The sequence below is a fragment of the Thiomicrorhabdus sp. ZW0627 genome, assembly GCF_029767005.1.
GTDB lineage: Bacteria > Pseudomonadota > Gammaproteobacteria > Thiomicrospirales > Thiomicrospiraceae > Thiomicrorhabdus.
In genome coordinates this window covers 176,522-197,448 of sequence record NZ_JARUQR010000002.1, presented here as the reverse complement: position 1 = coordinate 197,448, position 20,927 = coordinate 176,522, and the positions used below count along the sequence as shown (strand labels likewise).

The following is a 20,927-nucleotide window of genomic DNA, read 5'->3' as shown; positions in this document are numbered from 1 at the left end:
TTCTTTCTCAACAGGCCTGGTCTTATTTAAATTGCTTCAAAAAACGTAGATCGTTTTCAAAAAATTGACGTAAGTCCTTAACGTTGTAACGTAACATCGCTAAACGTTCGACCCCCAATCCAAAGGCTAGACCGGTATATTCATCCGGATCGACACCCACGTTTTTCAATACGTTCGGATGCACCATCCCGCAACCCAATACTTCGATCCAACGCCCTTCACCAAACAAGTTCGTGGCAATATCCACTTCCGCAGAGGGTTCCGTAAACGGAAAATAAGACGGTCTGAAGCGAACCTTGAGGTCCTTGTCTTCAAAGAATTGACGTAAAAACTCAATCAGCAACGCACGTAACTGAGCGAAGCTGGCGTCTTTTTCGATAATCAGACCCTCTACCTGATGGAACATCGGCGTGTGTGTCTGGTCGGAATCGCAACGGTAAACACGGCCCGGAGCAATGATACGCATTGGAGGCTGCTTCGCTTCCATCGTACGGATTTGAACACCAGAAGTGTGTGTTCTCAATACGGTATTTTCGTTGATATAGAACGTATCGTGCATCGCTCGTGCAGGATGAGTTTCAGGGATGTTCAACGCTTCGAAGTTATGCCAGTCGTCTTCAATCTCAGGACCGGTTTCAACGTCAAATCCAGCTTTTGAAAACAGGGTTTCAATACGACGCAATGTACGTGAGACAGGGTGTAGGCTCCCCAAATCGACTCCACGGCCCGGCAAAGTGACGTCAATGGTTTCTTCAGCCAGTTGTTTCGCCAGTTTGGCGTCGTCCAACTCTTTCTTTTTGCTATTCAACAGGCCTTGTACAGTCTGCTTTGCCTGGTTAATCATCTGACCGGCTTGAGGACGTTCCTCTGCGCTCAGTTGACCAAGGGTTTTCATGATGTCTGTCAGTTGCCCTTTTTTACCCAGAAATTGAACTCGAAGCTCATCAAGCTGTGGCAGTTCACTCACAGCATCGATGGCTTCCTGAGCTTGAGAAATAATGGCTTGAAGTTTTTCTTGCATAATACTGGAATGCCTTAAACGAACCTATTAAAGAGAATCTATAAATGAATTGGATATAAGACAGGGCACTTATCCTCGGTTGATCAAAATTATTTAATCTTGGATAAATACACTCTTTTATACCCAAAAGGGTCAAAAAAATAGGGGACAAAAGTTAAGTTTCTAACTCATGCCCCCTATCTATTGGACGCTGTAGATCAGGCCAGGCCTGATCTACAAACAACTCAAGCGATTAAGCTAGTGCTGCTTTTGCCTTCTCAGCAATTGCGCTGAACGCAGCTGCATCATGGATAGCGATATCAGAAAGCACCTTACGGTCAACCGCAATACCTGCTTTATTCATGCCATCGATTAAACGGCTGTATGTCATTCCGTTCATACGAGCTGCAGCGTTGATACGTGCAATCCATAGACGACGGAATTGACGCTTACGCTGACGACGGTCACGGTAAGCATATTGTCCAGCTTTGATTACCGCTTGCTTAGCTACGCGGAAAACTTTTCTGCGTGCGCCATAGTAACCTTTTGCTTGTTTTAAAACCTTGTTGTGTCTACGACGTGCGATGACACCTCTTTTAACTCTTGCCATTTTTCAATCTCCTATTAAGCGTACGGTAACATACGGCGAACCATCGCCACATCGTGATCGTGAATCATACTAGCTGCACGCAACTGACGCTTACGCTTAGTCGATTTTTTAGTCAAAATATGACGTAGGTGAGATTGTTTGCATTTAAAACGGCCAGAACCGGTTTTTTTGAAGCGCTTTGAAGCACTACTGTTTGATTTAATTTTTGGCATTTGAATCCAAACTCCGCATTTAAGTGGCTCCGTTTGAAAGGTCCACTTCATTTTCTAACAACAATAACCCAAGGGTTATCTTTCGGAACAACGAACAGCACTGAGGGAGCTGCACCGGTAACCTTTTCATTAAAAACGAAAAAATCCCAGTTGTTGTGTGGAAGCAGTTACTTAATGAACTACTTTCCTTTTTTGCTGGGAGCAACCATCATTTGCATCTGACGGCCTTCCATTTTCGGCATTTGTTCAACGGTCGCAACCTCTTGAATGTCATCCCGAATACGCTCCAGCATTTTCAATCCCAGTTCCTTATGAGTGATTTCACGGCCTCGGAACCAAATGGTTACCTTGACGCGATCTCCCTTATCTAGGAATTTCATCAGGTTGCGTAGTTTGACCTGATAATCTCCCTCCTCAGTTCCTGGGCGAAACTTGACTTCTTTTACTTGCACTTGCTTCTGTTTTTTCTTAGCTTCGTGCTGTTTTTTCTGTTGCTGGTACAGATATTTACCGTAATCCATGATCCGACAAACGGGTGGAACGGTCTTGCCTGAAATTTCGACGAGGTCTAATTCCGCGTCCCTTGCAGCCTCTAGAGCGTCTTGAATGGAAACAACTCCCATCTGCTCTCCATCCGCCGCGATTAAGCGAACTTCAGAAGCAGTAATAGCTCCGTTAATATTATCCTTAGGTGCTTCAGGTTGCTGTGGTCTTCCACGGCCTCTTCTAATTGCGATGGCAATATCCTCCAGTTATTAAATTACGTAATGCAACAGGCCAATTCATCATTCTACGATTCGGCCAAGGTTGGCGATGTCTCGATTCAACAGATCAACCAACTCATCCAAGGCGAAACTTCCTAGGTTTTCTCCGCCTCGGGCACGAACATTGACAGTACCGTTTTCCATTTCCTGATCACCTACGACCAAAATGTACGGCACTCGTTGCATGGTATGTTCGCGAATTTTAAACCCAACCTTCTCATTTCTCAAGTCTGTTTCGACTCTAAACCCATGTTTTTTCAATTTATTAGCAAAATCGGCCACATATTCGTTGTGAACTTCCGAAATCGAAGCCATCACCATTTGTACCGGTGCCAACCAAGTTGGGAACTTACCTTCGTAGTGCTCAACCAAAATACCGACGAAACGTTCCAAAGACCCAAGAATCGCACGGTGAATCATAACAGGATGATGTTTCTCGTTATCCGCACCGACGTAAACCGCGTTCAAACGCTCCGCCTGAGTCATTGAGAAGTCCAACTGAATGGTACCGCACTGCCAGACACGACCGATGCAGTCCTTCAACTGAAATTCGATCTTAGGACCGTAGAACGCACCCTCTCCCGGCTGCAATGCATAATCCAAACCAGCGTTCTTCAGGGTCGCTTCCAAAGCGTTTTCCGCCAAATCCCAAACTGCATCCGAACCAACTCGTTGTTCCGGGCGGGTTGAGAACTTAACCGCAATATTTTCAAAACCGAAATCCGCATAGGTCTGGAAAACCAAATCGATACATGACTGAACTTCTTCTTGAATCTGCTCTTCAGTACAGAAGATATGAGCGTCATCCTGAGTGAACGAACGCACACGCATCAAACCGTGAAGTGTTCCGGACGCTTCGTTACGGTGAACCAAACCGAATTCCGCAATACGGATCGGCAGATCACGGTAACTGTTCAAATGACGGTTATAGACCTGAATGTGTCCCGGACAGTTCATCGGCTTAACCGCATAGTCACGGTTTTCGGTTTCCGTAGTAAACATGTTGTCCTGGAACTTGTCCCAGTGACCTGACTTCTCCCACAAGGAACGGTCCATGATCAATGGCGTACGAATCTCTTCATAATCGTTCATCACCAACTGCTCACGCATGTAATCTTCAACGATGCGGTAAAGAGTGGTTCCTTTCGGATGCCAGAAGGCCATACCTGGAGCGATGTCTTCAAGATGGAACAGATCCAACGTCTTACCAAGCTTACGATGGTCACGCTTCTCAGCCTCTTCCATCATATGCAGATATTCTTTCAATTCGTCTTTGCTGGCGAACGCCACACCGTAAATACGTTGCAACATCTTGTTGCCAGAATCACCGCGCCAGTAAGCACCAGCCACATGCGTCAACTTGAATGCTTTGATAAAGCCCATGTTCGGGACGTGCGGTCCGCGACACATATCAATGTATTCTTCGTGGTGATAGAAACCGAACTCGGTTTCGTCAGGCAAGTCGGCAATCAATTCCAACTTATAATCTTCACCGCGCGACTTGAAGGTCTCGATTGCTTCATTGCGCGGTGTCATCTTCTTGATGACCTGGTATTTGGTTTTCGCCAATTCCTGCATGCGCTTTTCGATGACCTTAAGATCATCGGGTCCGATCTTGGCTTCCATATCGATATCGTAGTAGAAACCGTTCTCGATCACCGGCCCGATCGCCATTTTGACGTCAGGATAAAGCTGCTTCAACGCATGACCCAACAAGTGGGCACAAGAGTGGCGCATAATATGTACACCATCATCATCTTTCAAGGTGACGATTTCCAAAGAGGCATCTTCCGTAATCAGATCACACGCGTCTTTAAGCTGACCGTTTACACGCCCGGCAACCGTCGCTTTCGCTAATCCAGCCCCAATACTTTCAGCCACTTGCATGACTGAAACCGCTTCATCAAATGTCTTAGTAGAACCGTCAGGTAACGTAATGATTGGCATCGATAATTCTCTTTGATGTACAAATTAAAAAACAAGCTGATTATTTTAGCATTTTCTTATTTGATCATGTAGGGATTAAGAGAATTTTTTATTGAAAAAATTCAACAGGACAACCACTTGCAAACGTGACTGAGTAAGACCATCAGGCCTGTTGAATTTCAAAGCAACCGTATAAATAGGTTAGAGCATTCCTGCTTGCTCAGCCGTCTCGTAAGCGTTACGACTAAGATCGTCAAACTCCTCTACGGATAAACCGAAATATTTCAAAGCGCCCAACAAGGCTTCCGAAGGAGCCTGATGCTCCTCTTCAGGAAGGTCCGCCACACCATTGTCGATTCCCAAACGCAGAGCAGCCTGTTCTGAAAGGAATGTAATGTAAGCAAACGGCTTGAACTGATCGCCTGCTTTAGCCGGGGTATGGTGGTTCGCCACCCCCATGATGATTTCCTGCGGGAATTTCCACTGCTGCAACAGTCGGGCACTCATCAAGGCATGATTGGTCCCGTACACTTTATTTTCCGCCGCTGGGAGTTTAGTAATATCGTAGTCGGTCAAACGCATGACCTCCAAGTACTTGTCACGATCCTCGACCGATAGCAGATAGATACCGATATCGTGCATCAACCCACTCAAAAAAGCTTCACCGGTATTTACATGCAACGCTTTCCCAAGGGCTTGAGCGACAAACGCGGACAACAATGCATGACGTAAAAAGTGTTTTTCACTGAAAGGCGGCTTCGACTTAAACGTCGACTTATAGTTGATGGCGTGTGCCATCATACGAACATCCTGAGTACCGATACGAATGACCGCATCAGATAGATCGGTAACCTTCTCACCCATCCAATACTTGGCGGTATTGACCACACCAATCAAACCAGCTGCCAAGCGCGGGTCTTGAGCGATCAACTGAACAATATCATCGACATGGATATCCTCACCGCTCGCCAACAAACGTTCCAACTTCATCAAAGCATCCGGAAAATGCGGCAAATCATCCAACGCATGAAGACGCTCAATGATAACCTTACTTACACTGGGCTTATTAGTTGATTCTGTTGACATATTCCTTTTCCTTGTTACGCTAATGTCCGTATAAACAATATGTTATTTGCATAGGGCGTTAATTTTTACACAAAAATGAGATAAAATCCGCCCAGTTTTTACTTTTGATAAAAAAATCTCTAACTATTCGCCTAGGGGTGGCTTCATCAGCCTGAGATCTTCCACTTGAGAAGGAACCCTAAGAACCTGATCCAGTTAATACTGGCGTAGGGACAGGCAGCGCACCACGCCTTCAATGACCCCAGGCGGGTTCATTACAATGTTCGCCCTGTCCTTTTAAGCTTTTTAAAAGGAACTCACATGAAAATCAAACCATTGGCTATTGCTATTGCCACTGCTCTAAGTGCCACAAACGTAGCTGCAGAAGAACTGGCTCCAGTTGTCGTCAACGCCGATCTGCGCGAAACGACAGAACAAGACATTCCAACCAGCGTGGACATTAAAGACAGTGCCGACCTTCAGGATCAAGGCGCGGTTCACTTTGACGACATCCTTCTCAAAACACCGAACGTCAATTTTTCAGGTCAAAGCTCCCGTCCACGCCATATCCAAATTCGAGGCATCGGTCAACGCGACGAATACACCGGCGCGCCAAATGCCAGCGTCGGTTTTGCAATAGACGACATTGATTTCAGCGGTATCGGAATGGTCGGCAATCTGTTCGACGTCCAGCAGGTGGAAGTTCTGCGTGGTCCACAGAACACCCGTTACGGGCAAAGCGCCATCGGCGGCCTGATCAACATCGAAACCAACGATTCGACCCCTTACCGCGAGAGCATGATCGAAGCCAGTGCCGGTCAAGACAATCTTAAAGAATTCGGCCTAATGACCAGTGGCCCTGTCAGCTCCGAAGAAGATGCGGCCCAATACCGCATTGCCGTCTTCAAACACTCCAGCGACGGTTTCCGTGACAACGACACGCTAAACCGCACCGACACCAACGGACGTGATGAATTGACAGTTCGCGGAAAAGTGCGTCTATTCCCTAACAAAAATACAACTGTAGACGTTTCAATGCTTCATGCCGACCTTAACAACGGTTATGACGCATGGTCGCGCGACAACAGCTTCACCACCCTTTCCAACCAACCAGGTAAGGACAGCCAGCTTTCCAATGCCGGTTCGATCAAAGCCGAATGGAAAGGTAACCCGAACTACGTCTTGACCAGTAAGACCACCCTGGCCAACTCCGACATGACCTACAGTTATGACGAAGATTGGACGGCGGACAGCGCCGGAACCTACCTGAACAACAAACACCGTAGAACCATGAGTCAGGAATTACGCTGGACTTCCACGCCGGAATCCCGCATCAACGGCAACACCGACTGGCTATTCGGTCTTTATGGCTCGAAGCTGGACGAAACCAACAAAACCGAATACTGGGGCAGCAGCAGTTCCGATTTCACTCTAAGCAAACTGGCCGGATTCGGGCAACTTGATTACGCCATGACTCCAAAGGCGACCATCACCGCAGGCCTGCGCATCGAACAGAACAGCAGCGACTTCACCAACAGCGCCGGTGAACACTATACGCCGGATGACGGACTCTGGGGTGCTAACCTAACGTATCGCTACAAATACAATGACACTCACACGGCTTTCACCGGCATCACACGTGGTTACAAAGCAGGCGGCTTCAACGCCGGACAACCTTCCGGTACGCCAAGCCAATATATAACCTACGATGCCGAAACCCTGATGAACTACGAAATCGGTTTGAAATCCAACTACGCGGCCTTAGGTTTGAAAACCAATATTACCGCTTTCTACATGGATCGCCAGAATCCACAGTTTGACGGTTACACTTACGACCCTAATTCATCCACAGCCTGGGTTTTCTACACTGAAAACTTCGATGGTGCTCAGAACTACGGTCTTGAAGGTGATTTTGAATGGCAAGCGAACTCGAACTGGAACTTGTACGGAAGCCTTGGCCTGCTTCAAACCAAGGTCGAAGGTACGGCTTTAAACACCGGCTTTACCATCAGTGACCGCGAACAGGCCCACGCACCGAACTATCAGTTCAACCTTGGTGTCAAATACCGCGCCAGCAACGGATTCTATGCACAGGGTGACGTAACGGCGGTAGACAAGTTCTACTTCGACAACACCCACAACATCGAATCCGATCCGTACCACTTGGTGAACGCGCGAATCGGTTATGAAACCGAAAATTACGAAATCTACCTTTGGGGCAAGAACCTGACGGACGAAACTTATGCGACACGAGGTTACTACTTCGACTTCAACGCTCCTTACACCAACCCTTCGGAATACATCCGTCTGGGTGACCTTAGACAGTTAGGAGTCACGGCTCGCGTATTCTTTTAATGTTTCATAAAACAAACGGACTTTTACAGTCCGTTTTTTTATAATCAAAACAAATAGATAAAACCATCATTGGAAAACAAAATGAAAATTTCAGTCGATATCAGCATGTACCCTCTTCAGGAGGATTACTGCCAACCTATTCTGGATTTCATCGCCCGCTTGGAACAAAATCCCGACCTGACGATTGCCCGAAACAGTCTCAGCACCCAGGTGTTTGGAGATTTTGACAGCGTCATGAAAGAAATGAACCAGGACATGAAAGAAGTCCTGGAAAAGATTCCACACAGTGTATTCGTACTCAAAATTGTCGGTGTAGACCGATCAGCGGCGGTGATCGATGCCTGCAAATGACAGCCTCCTACAAACCATCTTCGATAGCTTTCTCGCCTTATCGGGTTGGGAAACATTAGCTGCGTCGCTCGGTATTCTCTACGTGATTCTGGCGGCCAGAGAATCGATCTGGTGCTGGCCCGCCGCTTTCATCAGTACCGTAATTTATACGGTACTTTTTTGGGAAGGCCAGCTGCCGATGCAAGCACTGCTTAACTTCTACTATATGGCCATGGCGGTTTATGGTTTTATGCTTTGGCGCCGTCACGACGATAAAAAAGACGACCTGGCGATTTCCACCAGGCCTGTTCAGTTTCACATTCGCTTCATTCTGGCAGGTGCCGTACTCAGTGTATTGACCGGTCTCTATCTGGAGAACGTCGTGCAGTCCCGCTTGCCTTATCTGGATGCAGTGGTGACCGTCTTCTCGGTCATGAACACCTATCTAATGGCCCGCAAGGTACTGGAGAACTGGTTGTACTGGCTGGTGATCGATACTGCGGCTATTGCGCTATACTGGCAGACCGGATACTACGTCACAATCGTCATGTTTGCCGTCTATCTTGTTCTGGCTGTGGTGGGGTACTTAAGCTGGATAAAACTGCACAGCGAAGAGAGTCGTAAAACGACAACCTAACTCTTAAAGTCGTCTTGGAGCAGACATCCATGCTTCAAGCGACTCCTCCCCCAATACGTTCATAAAAAACAACAAAAGACGGTAAGCCGTTCTCACCGAATCCAGTTCCGGCAAATCCCTGTATTCCGAATATGCCTCCGCGAACGCCTGCCACAATGACTCATCCAACAGGTATTCCAACAACACAAATTCCAATTCACGGGCGCCCCACACCATGGCATCCAAATCAACCAAGGCATGTAGCCGCTGCCGATGCAACAGAAACTGGTCCCAACGCAAGTCAGGCATGATCGGAACGAATTCATCTGCATCGCTATACGGAAAATATTTCGCGTTTTTCAGCTCGGGCAGATAACTTTCAATGGAGATCCCTTCGCGTTTCGCCAACCCCACAACCGTATCAAACAACAACTCTCCCCACTTGTCGGCAGAGCTCCGCGGATTGAACAACGGCCCAAACCATTCAGAACTGTTTCGGTGAAGGCTTCCCAAGTGATGTCCGAGCTGCTCTGCAATTGCCTGCGTGACCTGTTCACCCAGCAACTCAGAGCCCGGTAGTTTTTTCGTCAACAAACAACCTGCGTAGCCTTCATGACTGGAACGCGCAGCAACCAACCCCGGAACTTGCAGCGGACTCCATTCGGAAACCCTCTCATACACCTTGACATAATCGGCCATTCTCTCAGGAAAAGACAAACCGAACAGGCTTGTCATTCCCAACCAGAATGCAGAATCTTTAACATCCTGAGGAAAGCAAAGCTTGAGTATCGCCTCTTCGATTCGACCCTCCGCTTCATAATGAACCGACCACAAACGATTGGTACTGTCCTCAAACTTGGCTGGCAAGGCTTCACAGACTTTCAACTCTGGCAGATCAACCCGCTGAGTCTCGGAGAGGTGGAGATATGGATGAAGGGAATTCGGTGTATTCATCCCGTAATCATAACACCGCACCCAAAGCCGCAGAAACAACAATGTTTGTAAGAACAACAAAACCAACCGGATATTAAATAAGCGTTTTCCGATATTTTTAAATATTTTTTAGATATAATGAGCGGCTGAATTATAAATATTGAACACCCGAGCAGGCATCGTCATCCACATTGAAACGCGCCGCTTGTTGTAGAAATAGCTTATTTAAAGGAACCTGTTATGAATTTTGATCAAGCTCGCTTTTTCATGGTAGAACAACAAATTCGTCCGTGGGATGTACTTGACCAAAAAGTTCTTGATCTGTTTCTTGAAGTGCCTCGCCACCAATTTGTCGAGGAATCAAAACAGTCTTTGGCTTACAGCGATATCGAACTGCCGATCGGTCACGACGAAGTAATGATGGCTCCAAAAGTGGAAGCCAAACTATTACAGGCTCTGGACATCGACGGAACCGACAGCGTTCTTGAAATCGGAACCGGAAGCGGCTTCATGACCGCTTTGATCGCAAGCTTGGGTGAATCGGTTACGACGGTTGAAATCCATGAAGACCTTCAGCAAGTTGCCAAAGAGCGCCTGAAGGATTACAACAACATCGAATTCCAAATCGGTGATGCCAGTCAGGACTGGGACGACGGCAAGCAATACGACGTCATCATATTGACCGGCTCGGTTGCAACAATCCCTACCGCTTATAAAGAAAAATTAAAACTAGGCGGACGCTTGGCGGTAATCAGCGGAAACTCTCCAGCCATGACGGCTCAGACACTGACCCGCATCAGCGAAGTTGAATGGGAAACCGAAAGCCTTTTCGAAACCGACCTTAAACCTCTGGTCAATGCGGAAGCCCCTGAAGTTTTCAGCCTGTAATACCTCATTTTCATTCGCTTGTTCCGTAAGCGAAAAATAATTAAAAACGGCCGGTTCTTCCCGGCCGTTTTTGTATCTGAAATCCCCCATTCCCCCTGACCGCCACACAGCAGGCCTGCTAACTTTAAAATTTCACTGTAATTTGAATGGATATATTGATACGATCAGGTGCATAAAAGATCATAAGTATTTTCATGTATCCAAAATAAATTTTTTTGAATACCAATTTCCAGTCACTTTCCTACAATACACAACACATAACTTAGATTTATGCTTCATAAAACAAACTAATTGCAAGGAAGACCCTATGGATCTGATTAGCCTTTATCCAACCTGGTACGAACCGACTGTAGGCTCGGGCTGGGTAGTTGCGCTGATTGCAACCTTTCACGTGCTTGCCTCTCATACTTCGGTTGGTGCCGCACTGCTATTCGCATACCTCTCTAACAAGGCTTACCGGGAAGATCGGGATGACCTGCTCGATTTCGTCAAGAAATACGGCCTCTTCCTTTTGGTCTTTACCTACGTGGCCGGTTCGATCACCGGACCGGGAATCTGGTACTCCACCACCGTTGCCAGCCCGAACGGCATCGGCGCATTAATCCACTCCTTCGTCTGGAAGTGGGCGACCGAATGGGTTTTCTTCGTGATCGAAGTGGTCGGCGTTTACATGATCGTTTATCTGGTAGGACGTGTCGATAAAAAGACCCACATGAAAATATCCGTGATCTTCGGTATGGCCTCCCTTGCGACCATGCTGATTATCGTAGGGATTCTCTCTTTCATGATGTTACCGGGTAAAGAGGCTTGGTTTGAGGAAGGTGGCTATCTTAATGGATTCTATGGCACCAACACCTTTATCCAGATGGGAATGCGCATGGCATTCATGTTCACCATGACGGCGGTGGTCGGCGGCATTGTCGTCGCAGGCATCAAAGACCCGGCCTTCAAAAAAGAGATGGCTCGCAAACTTGGCTGGCTCGGAATCGTTTCCACCCTCATAGGTGCCGCTTTGTTCCAGTGGTACTTGAAGTCGGTTCCGGATCAAGCACTGCTAGTCATGGAAAACCGCTTACCGGATTATTTCGTGCCAAGCATCGTCGCCGTTCTATCCGGCACCCTAGCTTACTTCATCATCACCATGATTCAACCCAAAACCCTTGTTGCCGGTTTCGCAGGATTCATGTCGGTCACCATTCTGGTCGCCGGTTTATGGCCTGAGGAAACGGCACGCGAATCCATGCGTAAGCCTTGGGTGGCCGGACAATACGTCTACTCAAACCAAGTCATAGGCCGCGATGTTCCCGGCATGGGCATCCAATCCCAACTACCGCTCCTCGAAAAAGTCGGAATACTGAAGGCACACCCGTTCACACCGCCGGAACTAAAAAAGGTCAATGACCACAACATGATTCAAGCCGGTCAATTTATTGCGATGGTCTACTGTTCTAACTGCCACTCTCCGAGCAAAACCGGCATCCGTCCTCTGCACCGCTATTTCCCGGATAACATCACCCGGGAACGTATGGAGAAATACGTCAAAGGTGTGCTGACTTCCGGGAACATCGCCTACATGCCAAAAATGCCGATGTTGGATTCGGAAGTCAAAGCCCTGTCGGCTTACCTACTGATGAACAAAAAAGGCGGTCAACCTGCCGTAGCCGAAGCCATCAAACAAGAAGTGGATGCCCGAAACCGAGCCCTTGCTGAAAAACAGGCGCAAGATAAAGTCGCGGCTCTGACCATTCCACAGGAGGAGAAATAATGGACGCCTCTCAAATTTCACAAGTAACTGAAATGATGTATGCCCTGCGCAATCCCGCAGGCATCCCGACCTATCCAATCATCTTCATCGGGTTGGGCGTATTGACCTTTGCCCTGCATATTTTGTTCGTGCAACTTATGCTTGGCACGTCGGCCATCACCCTATACGGTGCTTTCAGCCAAAACTTTTATTGGCGCCGTTTAGGTGCGGCTATGTTGGAAATCGCCAAGGTGTCGGTTTCGGTTGCCATCGTTGTCGGTGTCGCGCCGTTACTGTTCGTACAAGTCGTGTACGATCCGCACTGGTATACATCGAACGTACTTTCCGCTCAATGGGTAATCGGCTTTATCGTGATTCTAATCCTCGCCTATTGGGCCATGTACTTCTACTATTTCCGCAACAGCAAGAATGCAGACAAAACCGTACAGCCAAAATCCCGTTGGTCGATGGTTGTAAGCTTGGTTCTTATGCTGATTGTCGGGTTCATCATGCACAGTTTGACCAGTGCGATCCTGCATCCGGAGCTGTGGAAAGAGTGGTACATCCAAAACGGTGTCGTCGATTATTCCGGTTCAAAACTGCATGCCTACAACATCTGGCGCTTCGCGTTCTTCATCAGCATGGCGATTCCGGTTACCGGTGGCATGCTAGTCACTTACCGCCGCTTCAAGTCAGTGCGTGAAGACGCAGACCACGACTACCTGAACTGGGCAGCCGAACTGGGTAAGAAATGGATCAAAATCGGCTCCGTCATCTCCGCCATACTTTATGTCGCCTGGATGATGACAATTCCGGAAACTGCCGGAGATTTCGCAACCTCTTTCTGGGGCATTGCAGGTGGCATTGCGGTACTGCTCTATGCACCATGGGCCATGTGGCGCCTGAAAGGTGAAGCGCGTATCTGTAGTTACATGGCGCTTCCGGTCGCGTTGGTGATCGGACTGGTTGTAGCGATTTCTCGCGAGATGCTTCGCTACGGCATTCTCAACGACTTCTTCCACTACAACTTCCTGGACTACAAAGTCGTCATGGACTGGTACTCAACAGGCCTGTTCTTCTTGACCTTCGCCATTGTCGGTGGCGTGGTATTAAGTTACTTCCTGACCATCGCATGGAAGACCGGACAAACCGTCGGCGTCTACACACCGAGTGCCGCGGTCGATCGCCTGGGAACGATCTCTATCTGGATCGTCGCCCTATGGATCGTGCAATTCTTTGTCGTCGGTTTCTATATTTGGGCAAGATAAGGGAGAACGGAAAATGAAAAAACGACTATTAATGAGCGTTGGTCTGGCTTGCCTTCTGAACACATCCGTAAGCTATGCCATCACAGGCGGCACAACCGCTGAAGAGAACGCTAAACTGCGTGGCGAATACCCAATGCCTTCGGGTGAAATGCTCGGCGACAACTGTTCGGCCTGCCACGGTACCAAAGGCGCAGAATTCAACGAAGCCATGCCGCCATTGGCGGGCATGAAAAAAGAGAACTTCATTAAATTGATGAAAGCGTATCGAGAAAACGAATTCCCGTCCATCGTCATGCACGACGTCGCGTGGGTCTTCTCCGATGAGGAAATCGAAGCCATGGCCGATTTCTTCTCAGCACAAAAACCGGAGGAATGGACCCAGGCCGACTGGAACGCTTCAATCAAGGAGAACCGCCAATGAAAACCATGACAAGACGCGAATTAATCAAACTTTTCGGTAATGCCGCAATCGGCACCGGACTGTTGGGCGCCTCAAACCTGGCATTTGCCAAACAGAGCGCGCACATCGTCATCGTCGGCGGAGGTGTCGGCGGCGCTGCGGCAGCCAAATACATGCGCCTGCTGAATTCCGACGTACGCATCACCATCATCGAACCACAACCGCAATACATTTTCTGCCCGGGCAGTAATGAAGTCGTGGCTGATTTCGATACATTGGAAACCCTGACCGTTGATTACAACACCCTAAAATCTCGCTATGCGGTCAACGTCATCCAGGACTACGCCCAAGAGATCGACTACACAGGCAAAAGCCTGATTCTTGCCAAGGGTGACGTAATCCATTACGACAAACTCATCGTCTCCCCCGGCCCGGACTTCAAATACAATGCAGTAGAAGGTTACAGTAAAGAATTGGCCGAAGGCGACTTCCCTGCGGCGTGGCATGCGGGCCCTCAGACATTGACATTGCGCGACCAGATCAAATCGATGCCGCAAGGCGGAACCGTGCTGATTTCTTCACCGGTTGATCCATATCGCTGCCCGCCCGCGCCTTACGAGCGCGCATCGTTTATCGCCAACAAGCTAAAGCACACCAACCCAACCGCCAAAATCCTCATTCTGGATTCCAAGGACGATTTCATTTTTCATGACGTCTATATGGACTTCTGGAAGAAAGAGCATGGACTGGGGACGGACAACGCACGCATCGAATGGGTTCCAGCCAAAAACGGCGGACACGTCACCAAACTGGACACCAATAACCGCACCCTGACGACTGCAAGCGGCCAGACATTAAGAGGTGATGTCATCAACATCATCCCACCTGAAATGGCAGGAAGCTTCGTGCGCATGAACGGTCTGGTTAAAGGCGATTGGGCACCCATCAACTCAAAAGACTTCTCGAGTAAACGTGACAAAGACGTCTATGTCATCGGCGACTCGGCAGCCGCCGATCCAATGCCAAAAACCGGCTACATCGCCAGCAACCAGGCCAAAGTGGTCACCAAAGCGATTCAGGCGGAACTGACCGGCAAAGAGATCGGCACACCATTCATCACTAACAATTGCGTGGCCATGGCCGCAGAAGACTGGGGTATGACCGTTGCCGAAACCTTCCGCTACGCTGGTAACGACCGTGCTTACGAAGAGAGTTACGTGATGTCCAATCCGACGGAAAACCCATACCACCGCCATATCCGAGCGGAAGTCGCGAAGAACTGGCAACGTACTTTCCGTAAAGACATTTTCAGCTAAGCGGCTAAGGAGAAATAGAGAATGAAAAAATTGATTTTACTCAGCCTGGTCTCCCTAAGCGCTAACGCTTTCGCTTCGGGACATAACCTGCCGGAAGCAACCGCCTGGACTCAGATTGAATGGGATAGAACCGCATCGGAAATGCCACAAGGCGATATAACCCGCGGAGCCGAACTGCATAAGACAGGCCTGTGCATTACCTGCCACGGTGAACATGGCATTGCGCCATCGCGCAATGCACCAAGTCTGGCGGGAAATACGCCGACTTACATCTACAAAACGCTGTTAGACTACCAGTCCGGCTTGCGTAACGAAGGCGACGGCAAGGCCTCGGTCATGTTCGCCGCCACCCAGCCGATGAGCAAACAGGACATGGCTGATCTCGCCACCTATTACGCGACCAAGACGGTTCCGGCAAAACCTTCTGCGGGCATGGACGCGCAGATTGATCGCCTGGTACGCAAAGGCGACGTCAGCCGCATGATTACACCTTGTGCTTCCTGTCATGGCGCACACGGTGAGGGTCACGACGAAGTACCCGCTCTTGCCGGACAGACCGCACATTACTTCGTGCGCACCATGCATGCCTATAAAAACGGACATCGTAAAAACGACATCAACGAAGGCATGTCACAGTTCACCCACGATCTGACCGAGGCCGAAATCGAGGCACTTGCCGAATATTACGCGTCGCTCAAATCAGCAAAATAAGGAGACGGACATGAACGGAATCAAAGCGATCATCTGGGGACTCATCCTCACCTTCGGCTCCATACTTCTCATGTGGTGGTTGAGCACTTTGACGGTGGTGAGTTTGTAATTCACACAACCTAAACAAGAAAGCCGCTCAATAGCGGCTTTTTTATTACTTTTCAAACTGAACAGGCCTGTTCAGTTCTACTTCCACTCAATTTAAGAACAGAACTAGAGGTTGCTAGCCAGCATTTTTAAATGCGAATCTTTAAATGCCAACAAACTCTCAAGCTTCAAATGTGAAACGTCAAATTTTGAATGCGCAAATTCTAATTTGGAAGGAACGGCGACGGTTTTAATGTTCGCCTCTTTCGCCGCCAAAATGCCGGAAAGCGAATCTTCAAACGCAATGCATTTTTCAGGTGCAACCTGAAGTTTTTTGACGGTCGATAAATAGACGGCCGGATGTGGCTTCCCTTTCTCTTCATGCTCGGAAGAGGAGATGGCTTGAAAGCAATCTGAGATGCCCAACTTTTTCAAAACGACAGGGATAAGTCGGTGAGGTGAATTGGTGGACAGGCCAACTTTTAAGTTGTTCTTATGAAAGAGTTCCAATATCTCATTAACCCCTTCCATCGGCTCACCCTTTTCGGAGATTAAGGACTCAACACACTCAACCACTTCATTTTCAACTTGCTCCAAGCTCTTACCCGTCCAGGGAAAATGACCGTACCAAAACCGTGTGACTTCATCGGTTGTCATCGATGCCGTCTTGGCTGAAAGCTCCTCTTTAACATCGACACCGACAGCTGAAAAAACCTGCTCTTCCGCCTCTTTCCACATAGGCTCCGAATCAATCAGCGTTCCGTCCATATCAAAAATCACGGCTTGTATCATGTGTAACCTACTCCAAGAAAAGACAGGGGGATTATCTTCTCATAATCGATTGATTCATTGTAACCGAGCAGGCCTGGTTATCGCTCATACACCCAAAAGACAATCTCGTTTTTAACCATCTCACCTTTTCGTGTAAAACCAAACGACTCGTACAGGTGCTGAGCTTCCACCATGGGTTTCTGAGTCCATAAGACAATCTTTGACCATTCATTCTGTTCAGCCGTTTCTATTACCTTAGAAACCAACTCTCGCCCCAAACCCACACCTCTGAATTTTGCCTTAACGCCCAACAAATGCACTTCACATTCATTTTCCTTCGCCCTGACAATCATGTCTGAACCCGGCGGAACGAGGACAACCATCCCTGCGAATTCTTTTGTTTTGAGTTCACGAGCCGCAAACAATACTCCTCGGTTTTTGACCGATAAAGGATTAAATACCGATTCCGCAACGTCTGCTGAAACAAAGCCGCCTTGTACGTAAACCTCGAATAACAGATCAAATATTTCCTCATCTGTTATTTCCAACTTTTCGTAACTGTCGATTAAAAAATTCAACGAACCATCCCCATTACTTTCAGACCCACTTCATACTATTCCTAAACATGCAAAATATCCATGCATAAAAAAAGCCGAGTCATTTCCGACTCGGCTTTCTCAAAACTTCCGTTTTGAATGAAGCGCTAATATTTGTTTATTGCGCTACGTTCTGATTTTTCTGAATGGATTTGATGTTGACCAACATGGCGATGGAGATCACCAATGCAACCACAAAGAATCCTGAGAATACATACAGTGTTTCAGCATAGGAACCGGTGGCGTCTTTGACCATGGAAATAATCAGCGGCCCTACCAAACCGGCTGCGGCCCAAGCGGTCAGGATATAACCGTGAATCGCACCCAACTCTTTGGTTCCGAAAATGTCTCCAATATAGGCCGGGATGGAAGCAAACCCTCCGCCGTAACACGACATGATGAAATACAAGATCACTTGGAAAATAATGATTTCGGTAATCGACGGCAAGACGTAAAACGCAACTGCCTGAGTGGCGAAGAACGTGATATAGACAACCGGTCTGGTTAGATAATCCGATAACGACGCCCAGAAAATTCGACCTGCACCGTTGAAAATCCCCATCAGACCAACCGCGGCAGCGGCGGCGATTGCGGACACACCTAGCACTTCCTGCAACAATGGTGACGCCACACCGATGATTGCGATACCGCAGGTGACGTTAATGAACAGCATCAACCATAAGCCGTAAAATCTTGGGGTTTTAACCGCTTCATGAAGCCCTAGAGAAGCAAGGTCTTGTTTGATAGTCTTGTGACCGGCTTCCACCTTTTTCTTGAACCCTTCAGGTAAGTATCCCTCTTCCGGTTTTTCCAAATAAAGTGCCGATGCGAACATGATGACAAAATAGGTCGCACCCAACAAAATGAAGGTTAAAGAAACGCCCATCGTTGAGATTAACACTTTAATCGTTGGCCCCCATACGGCAGATGCAAACCCGAATCCCATAATGGCCAGGCCTGTCGCCAGACCTCTTTTATCAGGGAACCATTTCACAAGCGTTGACACCGGAGCGATGTATCCGATTCCGAGTCCGCATCCTCCTAATACACCGTAGAAGAAATACAGAAGCAGCTTGGATTCCATAAAGATGGCAAGACCCGATCCTGCGGTACCTAAACCAAACAGTACGGCAGCAATAATGGCAGAGACTTTTGGACCGTTTCTTTCAACGAATTTACCCATCAACGCCGCGGATAAACCTAAGAAGAAAATCGCGATACTGAATGCGATGGTGACATCGGTTAACGTCCAATTCATACTGTCCTTGATCGGATTAACGTATACACTCCACGCGTATACGGAACCGATACAAATATGAACCCCTACTGCGGCTAAGGCCATAAGCCATCTATTTTTTCCCATATAAAACCTCTTAAAATTACTCGTCACGGACATCAAAATTTAGAGAGGCTAATATCGTAGAAAACGGGCTAATTGTCCATGATTGTAATCAATTATCAGAACCAAAGATTCTTACGGCCATATAAAAAATTACAATTTGCCTGCCGGAACAGAACTAAAAGCTAGAAGCCAAAAACAAAAAAAGCCGAGTCATTTCTGACTCGGCTTTTCCATAACTAATATATAAAAGGAGATAGTTTGTTCGAGTTCAAGGCGCTTTTCGAGGAAGTGTACAATGAGTACACGACTCGGAAAGCAACACAGAAATCGGACCAACTAGACCTTTTAGAAAAATTAGTTTTTCTCTTGGTCAACGATCTTGTTAGACGCGATCCAAGGCATCATAGCACGTAGCTTCTTACCAACTACTTCAATACCGTGCTCTGCGTTGTTACGACGCGCAGCAGTCATTGATGGGTAACCAGCTTGTCCTTCTAGGATGAACTGCTTAGCGTACTCACCAGTTTGAATGTTGTAAAGTGCTTCACGCATTGCTTGACGAGACTCTTCGTTGATTACGCGAGGACCAGTAACGTATTCACCGTACTCAGCGTTGTTTGAGATTGAGTAGTTCATGTCGGCGATACCACCTTCGAACATCAAGTCAACGATCAACTTAAGCTCGTGCAAACACTCGAAGTATGCCATTTCAGGCTCGTAACCCGCTTCAACCAAAGTGTCGAAACCAGCTTTAACAAGCTCAACCGCACCACCACAAAGAACAGCTTGCTCACCGAATAGGTCTGTTTCACACTCATCACGGAAAGTTGTTTCGATGATACCAGTACGACCACCACCTACACCAGAAGCGTAAGATAGAGCGATTGCTTTAGCGTTACCGGAAGCGTCTTGCTCAACCGCGATTAGGTCAGGAATACCACCACCACGAACGAACTCAGAACGTACTGTGTGACCAGGTGCCTTAGGAGCGATCATGATAACGTCAAGATCTTTACGAGGCTGGATCTGGTTGTAGATGATTGCGAAACCGTGAGCGAATGCCAATACAGCACCCTGCTTGATGTTCGGCTCGATCTCTTCTTTATAAAGCTGGCCCTGGAACTCGTCAGGAGTCAACATCATAACAACATCAGCGTTTGCAACTGCAGTTGCAACGTCAGCTGTCTTAAGACCGTAACCTTCCGCTTTCTTGATTGAAGAAGAACCGGCACGTAGACCAACTGTTACGTCAACACCAGAATCCTGAAGGTTAGCCGCGTGAGCGTGACCTTGAGAACCGAAACCGATGATGGCTACTTTCTTACCTTGGATGATTGAAAGATCACAATCTTTATCGTAATAAACTTGCATTTATCTATTCCTATCTTTTACTTTTAGAATTCTTAATTGATGGCGCCTGATACGTTCCCTTCGAAACCCTTTACCAAACGCCAAATTAACCGCTTAATTTAATTGTGGGAATTATCTACAAACCGTTTAAATGTGTAAACACTTTTCTCCGCGCATCACACCGACGGTGCCTGAACGGACGGTTTCCAAAATAAGACCTGGATCCAACGCGTCGATGAACGCGTCCAACTTCTTGCTTTCGCCAACCATCTGCACGGTATAGGTCGTCGCGGTGACATCAATGATGTCCCCACGGAAGATCTCTGTCAGACGCTTGTATTCGTCACGTGCTTCACCGACTGCGTGTAGCTTGATCAACATCAGCTCACGTTCGATGTGCGCACCTTCGGTCAGGTCAAGTACCTTGACCACGTCGATTAGACGGTTAAGGTGCTTCACGATCTGTTCGATCTGTTGCTCGGTACCACTGGTGACCAACGTCAGACGAGACAAAGACTCGTCTTCAGTCGGTGCAACCGTCAAAGCGTGGATGTTGTATCCTCGAGCAGAAAACAAACCGGACACGCGTGATAAGGCACCCGATTCATTTTCTATTAACATTGAAATTACATGTTTCATCGAG

Annotated in this window: 21 protein-coding genes and 1 riboswitch; of the genes, 9 read left to right on the top strand and 12 right to left on the bottom strand. The window is 47.8% G+C overall.

The window, feature by feature from the left end; all coding sequences use genetic code 11:
- Nucleotides 1–22: 22 nt before the first annotated feature.
- From pheS to QCB45_RS07170, 6 genes are all read right to left on the bottom strand, one after another.
- Entirely contained in the window at nucleotides 23–1,021 is a 999-nt protein-coding gene (gene pheS, locus QCB45_RS07195; RefSeq protein ID WP_279420196.1) for a phenylalanine--tRNA ligase subunit alpha, read from the bottom strand.
- Between the two features lie 232 nt (nucleotides 1,022–1,253).
- Entirely contained in the window at nucleotides 1,254–1,610 is a 357-nt protein-coding gene (rplT, locus tag QCB45_RS07190; protein WP_279420195.1) for a 50S ribosomal protein L20, read from the bottom strand.
- A gap of 14 nt (nucleotides 1,611–1,624) precedes the next feature.
- The gene (rpmI, locus tag QCB45_RS07185; RefSeq protein ID WP_279420194.1) at nucleotides 1,625–1,822 is read right to left on the bottom strand and encodes a 50S ribosomal protein L35; all 198 of its coding nucleotides are present in this window, start codon (nucleotides 1,820–1,822) and stop codon (nucleotides 1,625–1,627) included.
- Between the two features lie 179 nt (nucleotides 1,823–2,001).
- Entirely contained in the window at nucleotides 2,002–2,553 is a 552-nt protein-coding gene (gene infC / locus QCB45_RS07180) for a translation initiation factor IF-3 (protein ID WP_279420274.1), read from the bottom strand.
- 54 nt (nucleotides 2,554–2,607) lie between these two features.
- Nucleotides 2,608–4,533, bottom strand: coding sequence for a threonine--tRNA ligase (gene thrS / locus QCB45_RS07175; protein ID WP_279420193.1), 1,926 nt, complete (start codon nucleotides 4,531–4,533; stop codon nucleotides 2,608–2,610).
- 180 nt (nucleotides 4,534–4,713) lie between these two features.
- Nucleotides 4,714–5,598, bottom strand: coding sequence for an HDOD domain-containing protein (locus QCB45_RS07170; protein ID WP_279420192.1), 885 nt, complete (start codon nucleotides 5,596–5,598; stop codon nucleotides 4,714–4,716).
- Between the two features lie 123 nt (nucleotides 5,599–5,721).
- A riboswitch (TPP riboswitch) is annotated at nucleotides 5,722–5,829 on the top strand.
- 69 nt (nucleotides 5,830–5,898) lie between these two features.
- Here QCB45_RS07170 and QCB45_RS07165 point away from each other — a divergent pair.
- The 3 genes from QCB45_RS07165 to pnuC all read left to right on the top strand — a co-directional run bounded on the left by QCB45_RS07165 (nucleotide 5,899) and on the right by pnuC (nucleotide 8,899).
- Nucleotides 5,899–7,932 carry a TonB-dependent receptor gene (locus QCB45_RS07165; RefSeq protein WP_279420191.1) on the top strand — a complete coding sequence of 678 codons (2,034 nt, stop codon included), beginning with the start codon at nucleotides 5,899–5,901 and terminating at the stop codon, nucleotides 7,930–7,932.
- 81 nt (nucleotides 7,933–8,013) lie between these two features.
- Nucleotides 8,014–8,283: a YkoF family thiamine/hydroxymethylpyrimidine-binding protein gene (locus QCB45_RS07160; protein ID WP_279420189.1), complete on the top strand. Its 270-nt coding sequence runs from the start codon at nucleotides 8,014–8,016 to the stop codon at nucleotides 8,281–8,283.
- Nucleotides 8,270–8,899, top strand: a complete 630-nt coding sequence (gene pnuC, locus QCB45_RS07155) for a nicotinamide riboside transporter PnuC (RefSeq protein WP_279420188.1) — start codon at nucleotides 8,270–8,272, stop codon at nucleotides 8,897–8,899. Before QCB45_RS07160 ends, pnuC begins: the two co-directional genes overlap by 14 nt.
- Before the next feature lie 3 nt (nucleotides 8,900–8,902).
- Here pnuC and QCB45_RS07150 read toward each other — a convergent pair whose 3' ends face one another.
- Nucleotides 8,903–9,832, bottom strand: a complete 930-nt coding sequence (locus QCB45_RS07150; protein ID WP_279420187.1) for a phosphotransferase — start codon at nucleotides 9,830–9,832, stop codon at nucleotides 8,903–8,905.
- A gap of 219 nt (nucleotides 9,833–10,051) precedes the next feature.
- Here QCB45_RS07150 and QCB45_RS07145 point away from each other — a divergent pair, with 219 nt between their 5' ends.
- The 6 genes from QCB45_RS07145 (at nucleotide 10,052) to QCB45_RS07120 (ending at nucleotide 16,138) form a co-directional block, all read left to right on the top strand.
- Nucleotides 10,052–10,699 carry a protein-L-isoaspartate O-methyltransferase gene (locus tag QCB45_RS07145; protein ID WP_279420186.1) on the top strand — a complete coding sequence of 216 codons (648 nt, stop codon included), beginning with the start codon at nucleotides 10,052–10,054 and terminating at the stop codon, nucleotides 10,697–10,699.
- 307 nt (nucleotides 10,700–11,006) lie between these two features.
- Nucleotides 11,007–12,464, top strand: coding sequence for a cytochrome c (locus QCB45_RS07140; RefSeq protein ID WP_279420185.1), 1,458 nt, complete (start codon nucleotides 11,007–11,009; stop codon nucleotides 12,462–12,464).
- Entirely contained in the window at nucleotides 12,464–13,711 is a 1,248-nt protein-coding gene (locus QCB45_RS07135) for a hypothetical protein (protein ID WP_279420184.1), read from the top strand. Before QCB45_RS07140 ends, QCB45_RS07135 begins: the two co-directional genes overlap by 1 nt.
- Before the next feature lie 13 nt (nucleotides 13,712–13,724).
- Nucleotides 13,725–14,132 (top strand): c-type cytochrome, encoded by a 408-nt coding sequence (locus QCB45_RS07130; protein ID WP_279420183.1) that lies wholly within the window; start codon nucleotides 13,725–13,727, stop codon nucleotides 14,130–14,132.
- Nucleotides 14,129–15,427: an FCSD flavin-binding domain-containing protein gene (locus tag QCB45_RS07125; RefSeq protein WP_279420182.1), complete on the top strand. Its 1,299-nt coding sequence runs from the start codon at nucleotides 14,129–14,131 to the stop codon at nucleotides 15,425–15,427. The genes QCB45_RS07130 and QCB45_RS07125 overlap by 4 nt, the downstream gene beginning before the upstream one ends.
- Before the next feature lie 30 nt (nucleotides 15,428–15,457).
- Nucleotides 15,458–16,138, top strand: a complete 681-nt coding sequence (locus QCB45_RS07120) for a c-type cytochrome (protein WP_279420181.1) — start codon at nucleotides 15,458–15,460, stop codon at nucleotides 16,136–16,138.
- Between the two features lie 213 nt (nucleotides 16,139–16,351).
- Here QCB45_RS07120 and hxpB read toward each other — a convergent pair whose 3' ends face one another.
- The 5 genes from hxpB to ilvN form a co-directional block, all read right to left on the bottom strand.
- The gene (gene hxpB, locus QCB45_RS07115) at nucleotides 16,352–17,017 is read right to left on the bottom strand and encodes a hexitol phosphatase HxpB (protein ID WP_279420180.1); all 666 of its coding nucleotides are present in this window, start codon (nucleotides 17,015–17,017) and stop codon (nucleotides 16,352–16,354) included.
- A 77-nt stretch (nucleotides 17,018–17,094) separates the two neighbouring features.
- The gene (locus tag QCB45_RS07110) at nucleotides 17,095–17,574 is read right to left on the bottom strand and encodes a GNAT family N-acetyltransferase (protein ID WP_279420179.1); all 480 of its coding nucleotides are present in this window, start codon (nucleotides 17,572–17,574) and stop codon (nucleotides 17,095–17,097) included.
- Between the two features lie 136 nt (nucleotides 17,575–17,710).
- Nucleotides 17,711–18,955: an OFA family MFS transporter gene (locus tag QCB45_RS07105; RefSeq protein ID WP_279420178.1), complete on the bottom strand. Its 1,245-nt coding sequence runs from the start codon at nucleotides 18,953–18,955 to the stop codon at nucleotides 17,711–17,713.
- A gap of 333 nt (nucleotides 18,956–19,288) precedes the next feature.
- A complete protein-coding gene (gene ilvC / locus QCB45_RS07100; RefSeq protein ID WP_279420177.1) occupies nucleotides 19,289–20,305 on the bottom strand; it encodes a ketol-acid reductoisomerase in 1,017 nt (338 codons plus the stop codon).
- 126 nt (nucleotides 20,306–20,431) lie between these two features.
- On the bottom strand, nucleotides 20,432–20,923 hold the full coding sequence (gene ilvN / locus QCB45_RS07095) for an acetolactate synthase small subunit (protein ID WP_279420176.1): 492 nt from the start codon (nucleotides 20,921–20,923) through the stop codon (nucleotides 20,432–20,434).
- Between the last annotated feature and the right edge of the window lie 4 nt (nucleotides 20,924–20,927).

What these genes read in the sequence shown, in the direction of transcription:
- QCB45_RS07165 (WP_279420191.1), top strand. Translation starts at nt 5,899, where the DNA reads ATGAAAATCAAACCATTGGCTATTGCTATTGCCACTGCTCTAAGTGCC.
- QCB45_RS07145 (WP_279420186.1), top strand. Translation starts at nt 10,052, where the DNA reads ATGAATTTTGATCAAGCTCGCTTTTTCATGGTAGAACAACAAATTCGT.
- rplT (WP_279420195.1), bottom strand. Translation starts at nt 1,610, where the DNA reads ATGGCAAGAGTTAAAAGAGGTGTCATCGCACGTCGTAGACACAACAAG.
- QCB45_RS07130 (WP_279420183.1), top strand. Translation starts at nt 13,725, where the DNA reads ATGAAAAAACGACTATTAATGAGCGTTGGTCTGGCTTGCCTTCTGAAC.
- QCB45_RS07135 (WP_279420184.1), top strand. Translation starts at nt 12,464, where the DNA reads ATGGACGCCTCTCAAATTTCACAAGTAACTGAAATGATGTATGCCCTG.
- pnuC (WP_279420188.1), top strand. Translation starts at nt 8,270, where the DNA reads ATGCCTGCAAATGACAGCCTCCTACAAACCATCTTCGATAGCTTTCTC.
- QCB45_RS07170 (WP_279420192.1), bottom strand. Translation starts at nt 5,598, where the DNA reads ATGTCAACAGAATCAACTAATAAGCCCAGTGTAAGTAAGGTTATCATT.
- QCB45_RS07160 (WP_279420189.1), top strand. Translation starts at nt 8,014, where the DNA reads ATGAAAATTTCAGTCGATATCAGCATGTACCCTCTTCAGGAGGATTAC.
- QCB45_RS07150 (WP_279420187.1), bottom strand. Translation starts at nt 9,832, where the DNA reads ATGAATACACCGAATTCCCTTCATCCATATCTCCACCTCTCCGAGACT.
- QCB45_RS07105 (WP_279420178.1), bottom strand. Translation starts at nt 18,955, where the DNA reads ATGGGAAAAAATAGATGGCTTATGGCCTTAGCCGCAGTAGGGGTTCAT.
- ilvN (WP_279420176.1), bottom strand. Translation starts at nt 20,923, where the DNA reads ATGAAACATGTAATTTCAATGTTAATAGAAAATGAATCGGGTGCCTTA.
- rpmI (WP_279420194.1), bottom strand. Translation starts at nt 1,822, where the DNA reads ATGCCAAAAATTAAATCAAACAGTAGTGCTTCAAAGCGCTTCAAAAAA.
- ilvC (WP_279420177.1), bottom strand. Translation starts at nt 20,305, where the DNA reads ATGCAAGTTTATTACGATAAAGATTGTGATCTTTCAATCATCCAAGGT.
- hxpB (WP_279420180.1), bottom strand. Translation starts at nt 17,017, where the DNA reads ATGATACAAGCCGTGATTTTTGATATGGACGGAACGCTGATTGATTCG.
- QCB45_RS07125 (WP_279420182.1), top strand. Translation starts at nt 14,129, where the DNA reads ATGAAAACCATGACAAGACGCGAATTAATCAAACTTTTCGGTAATGCC.
- thrS (WP_279420193.1), bottom strand. Translation starts at nt 4,533, where the DNA reads ATGCCAATCATTACGTTACCTGACGGTTCTACTAAGACATTTGATGAA.
- QCB45_RS07140 (WP_279420185.1), top strand. Translation starts at nt 11,007, where the DNA reads ATGGATCTGATTAGCCTTTATCCAACCTGGTACGAACCGACTGTAGGC.
- pheS (WP_279420196.1), bottom strand. Translation starts at nt 1,021, where the DNA reads ATGCAAGAAAAACTTCAAGCCATTATTTCTCAAGCTCAGGAAGCCATC.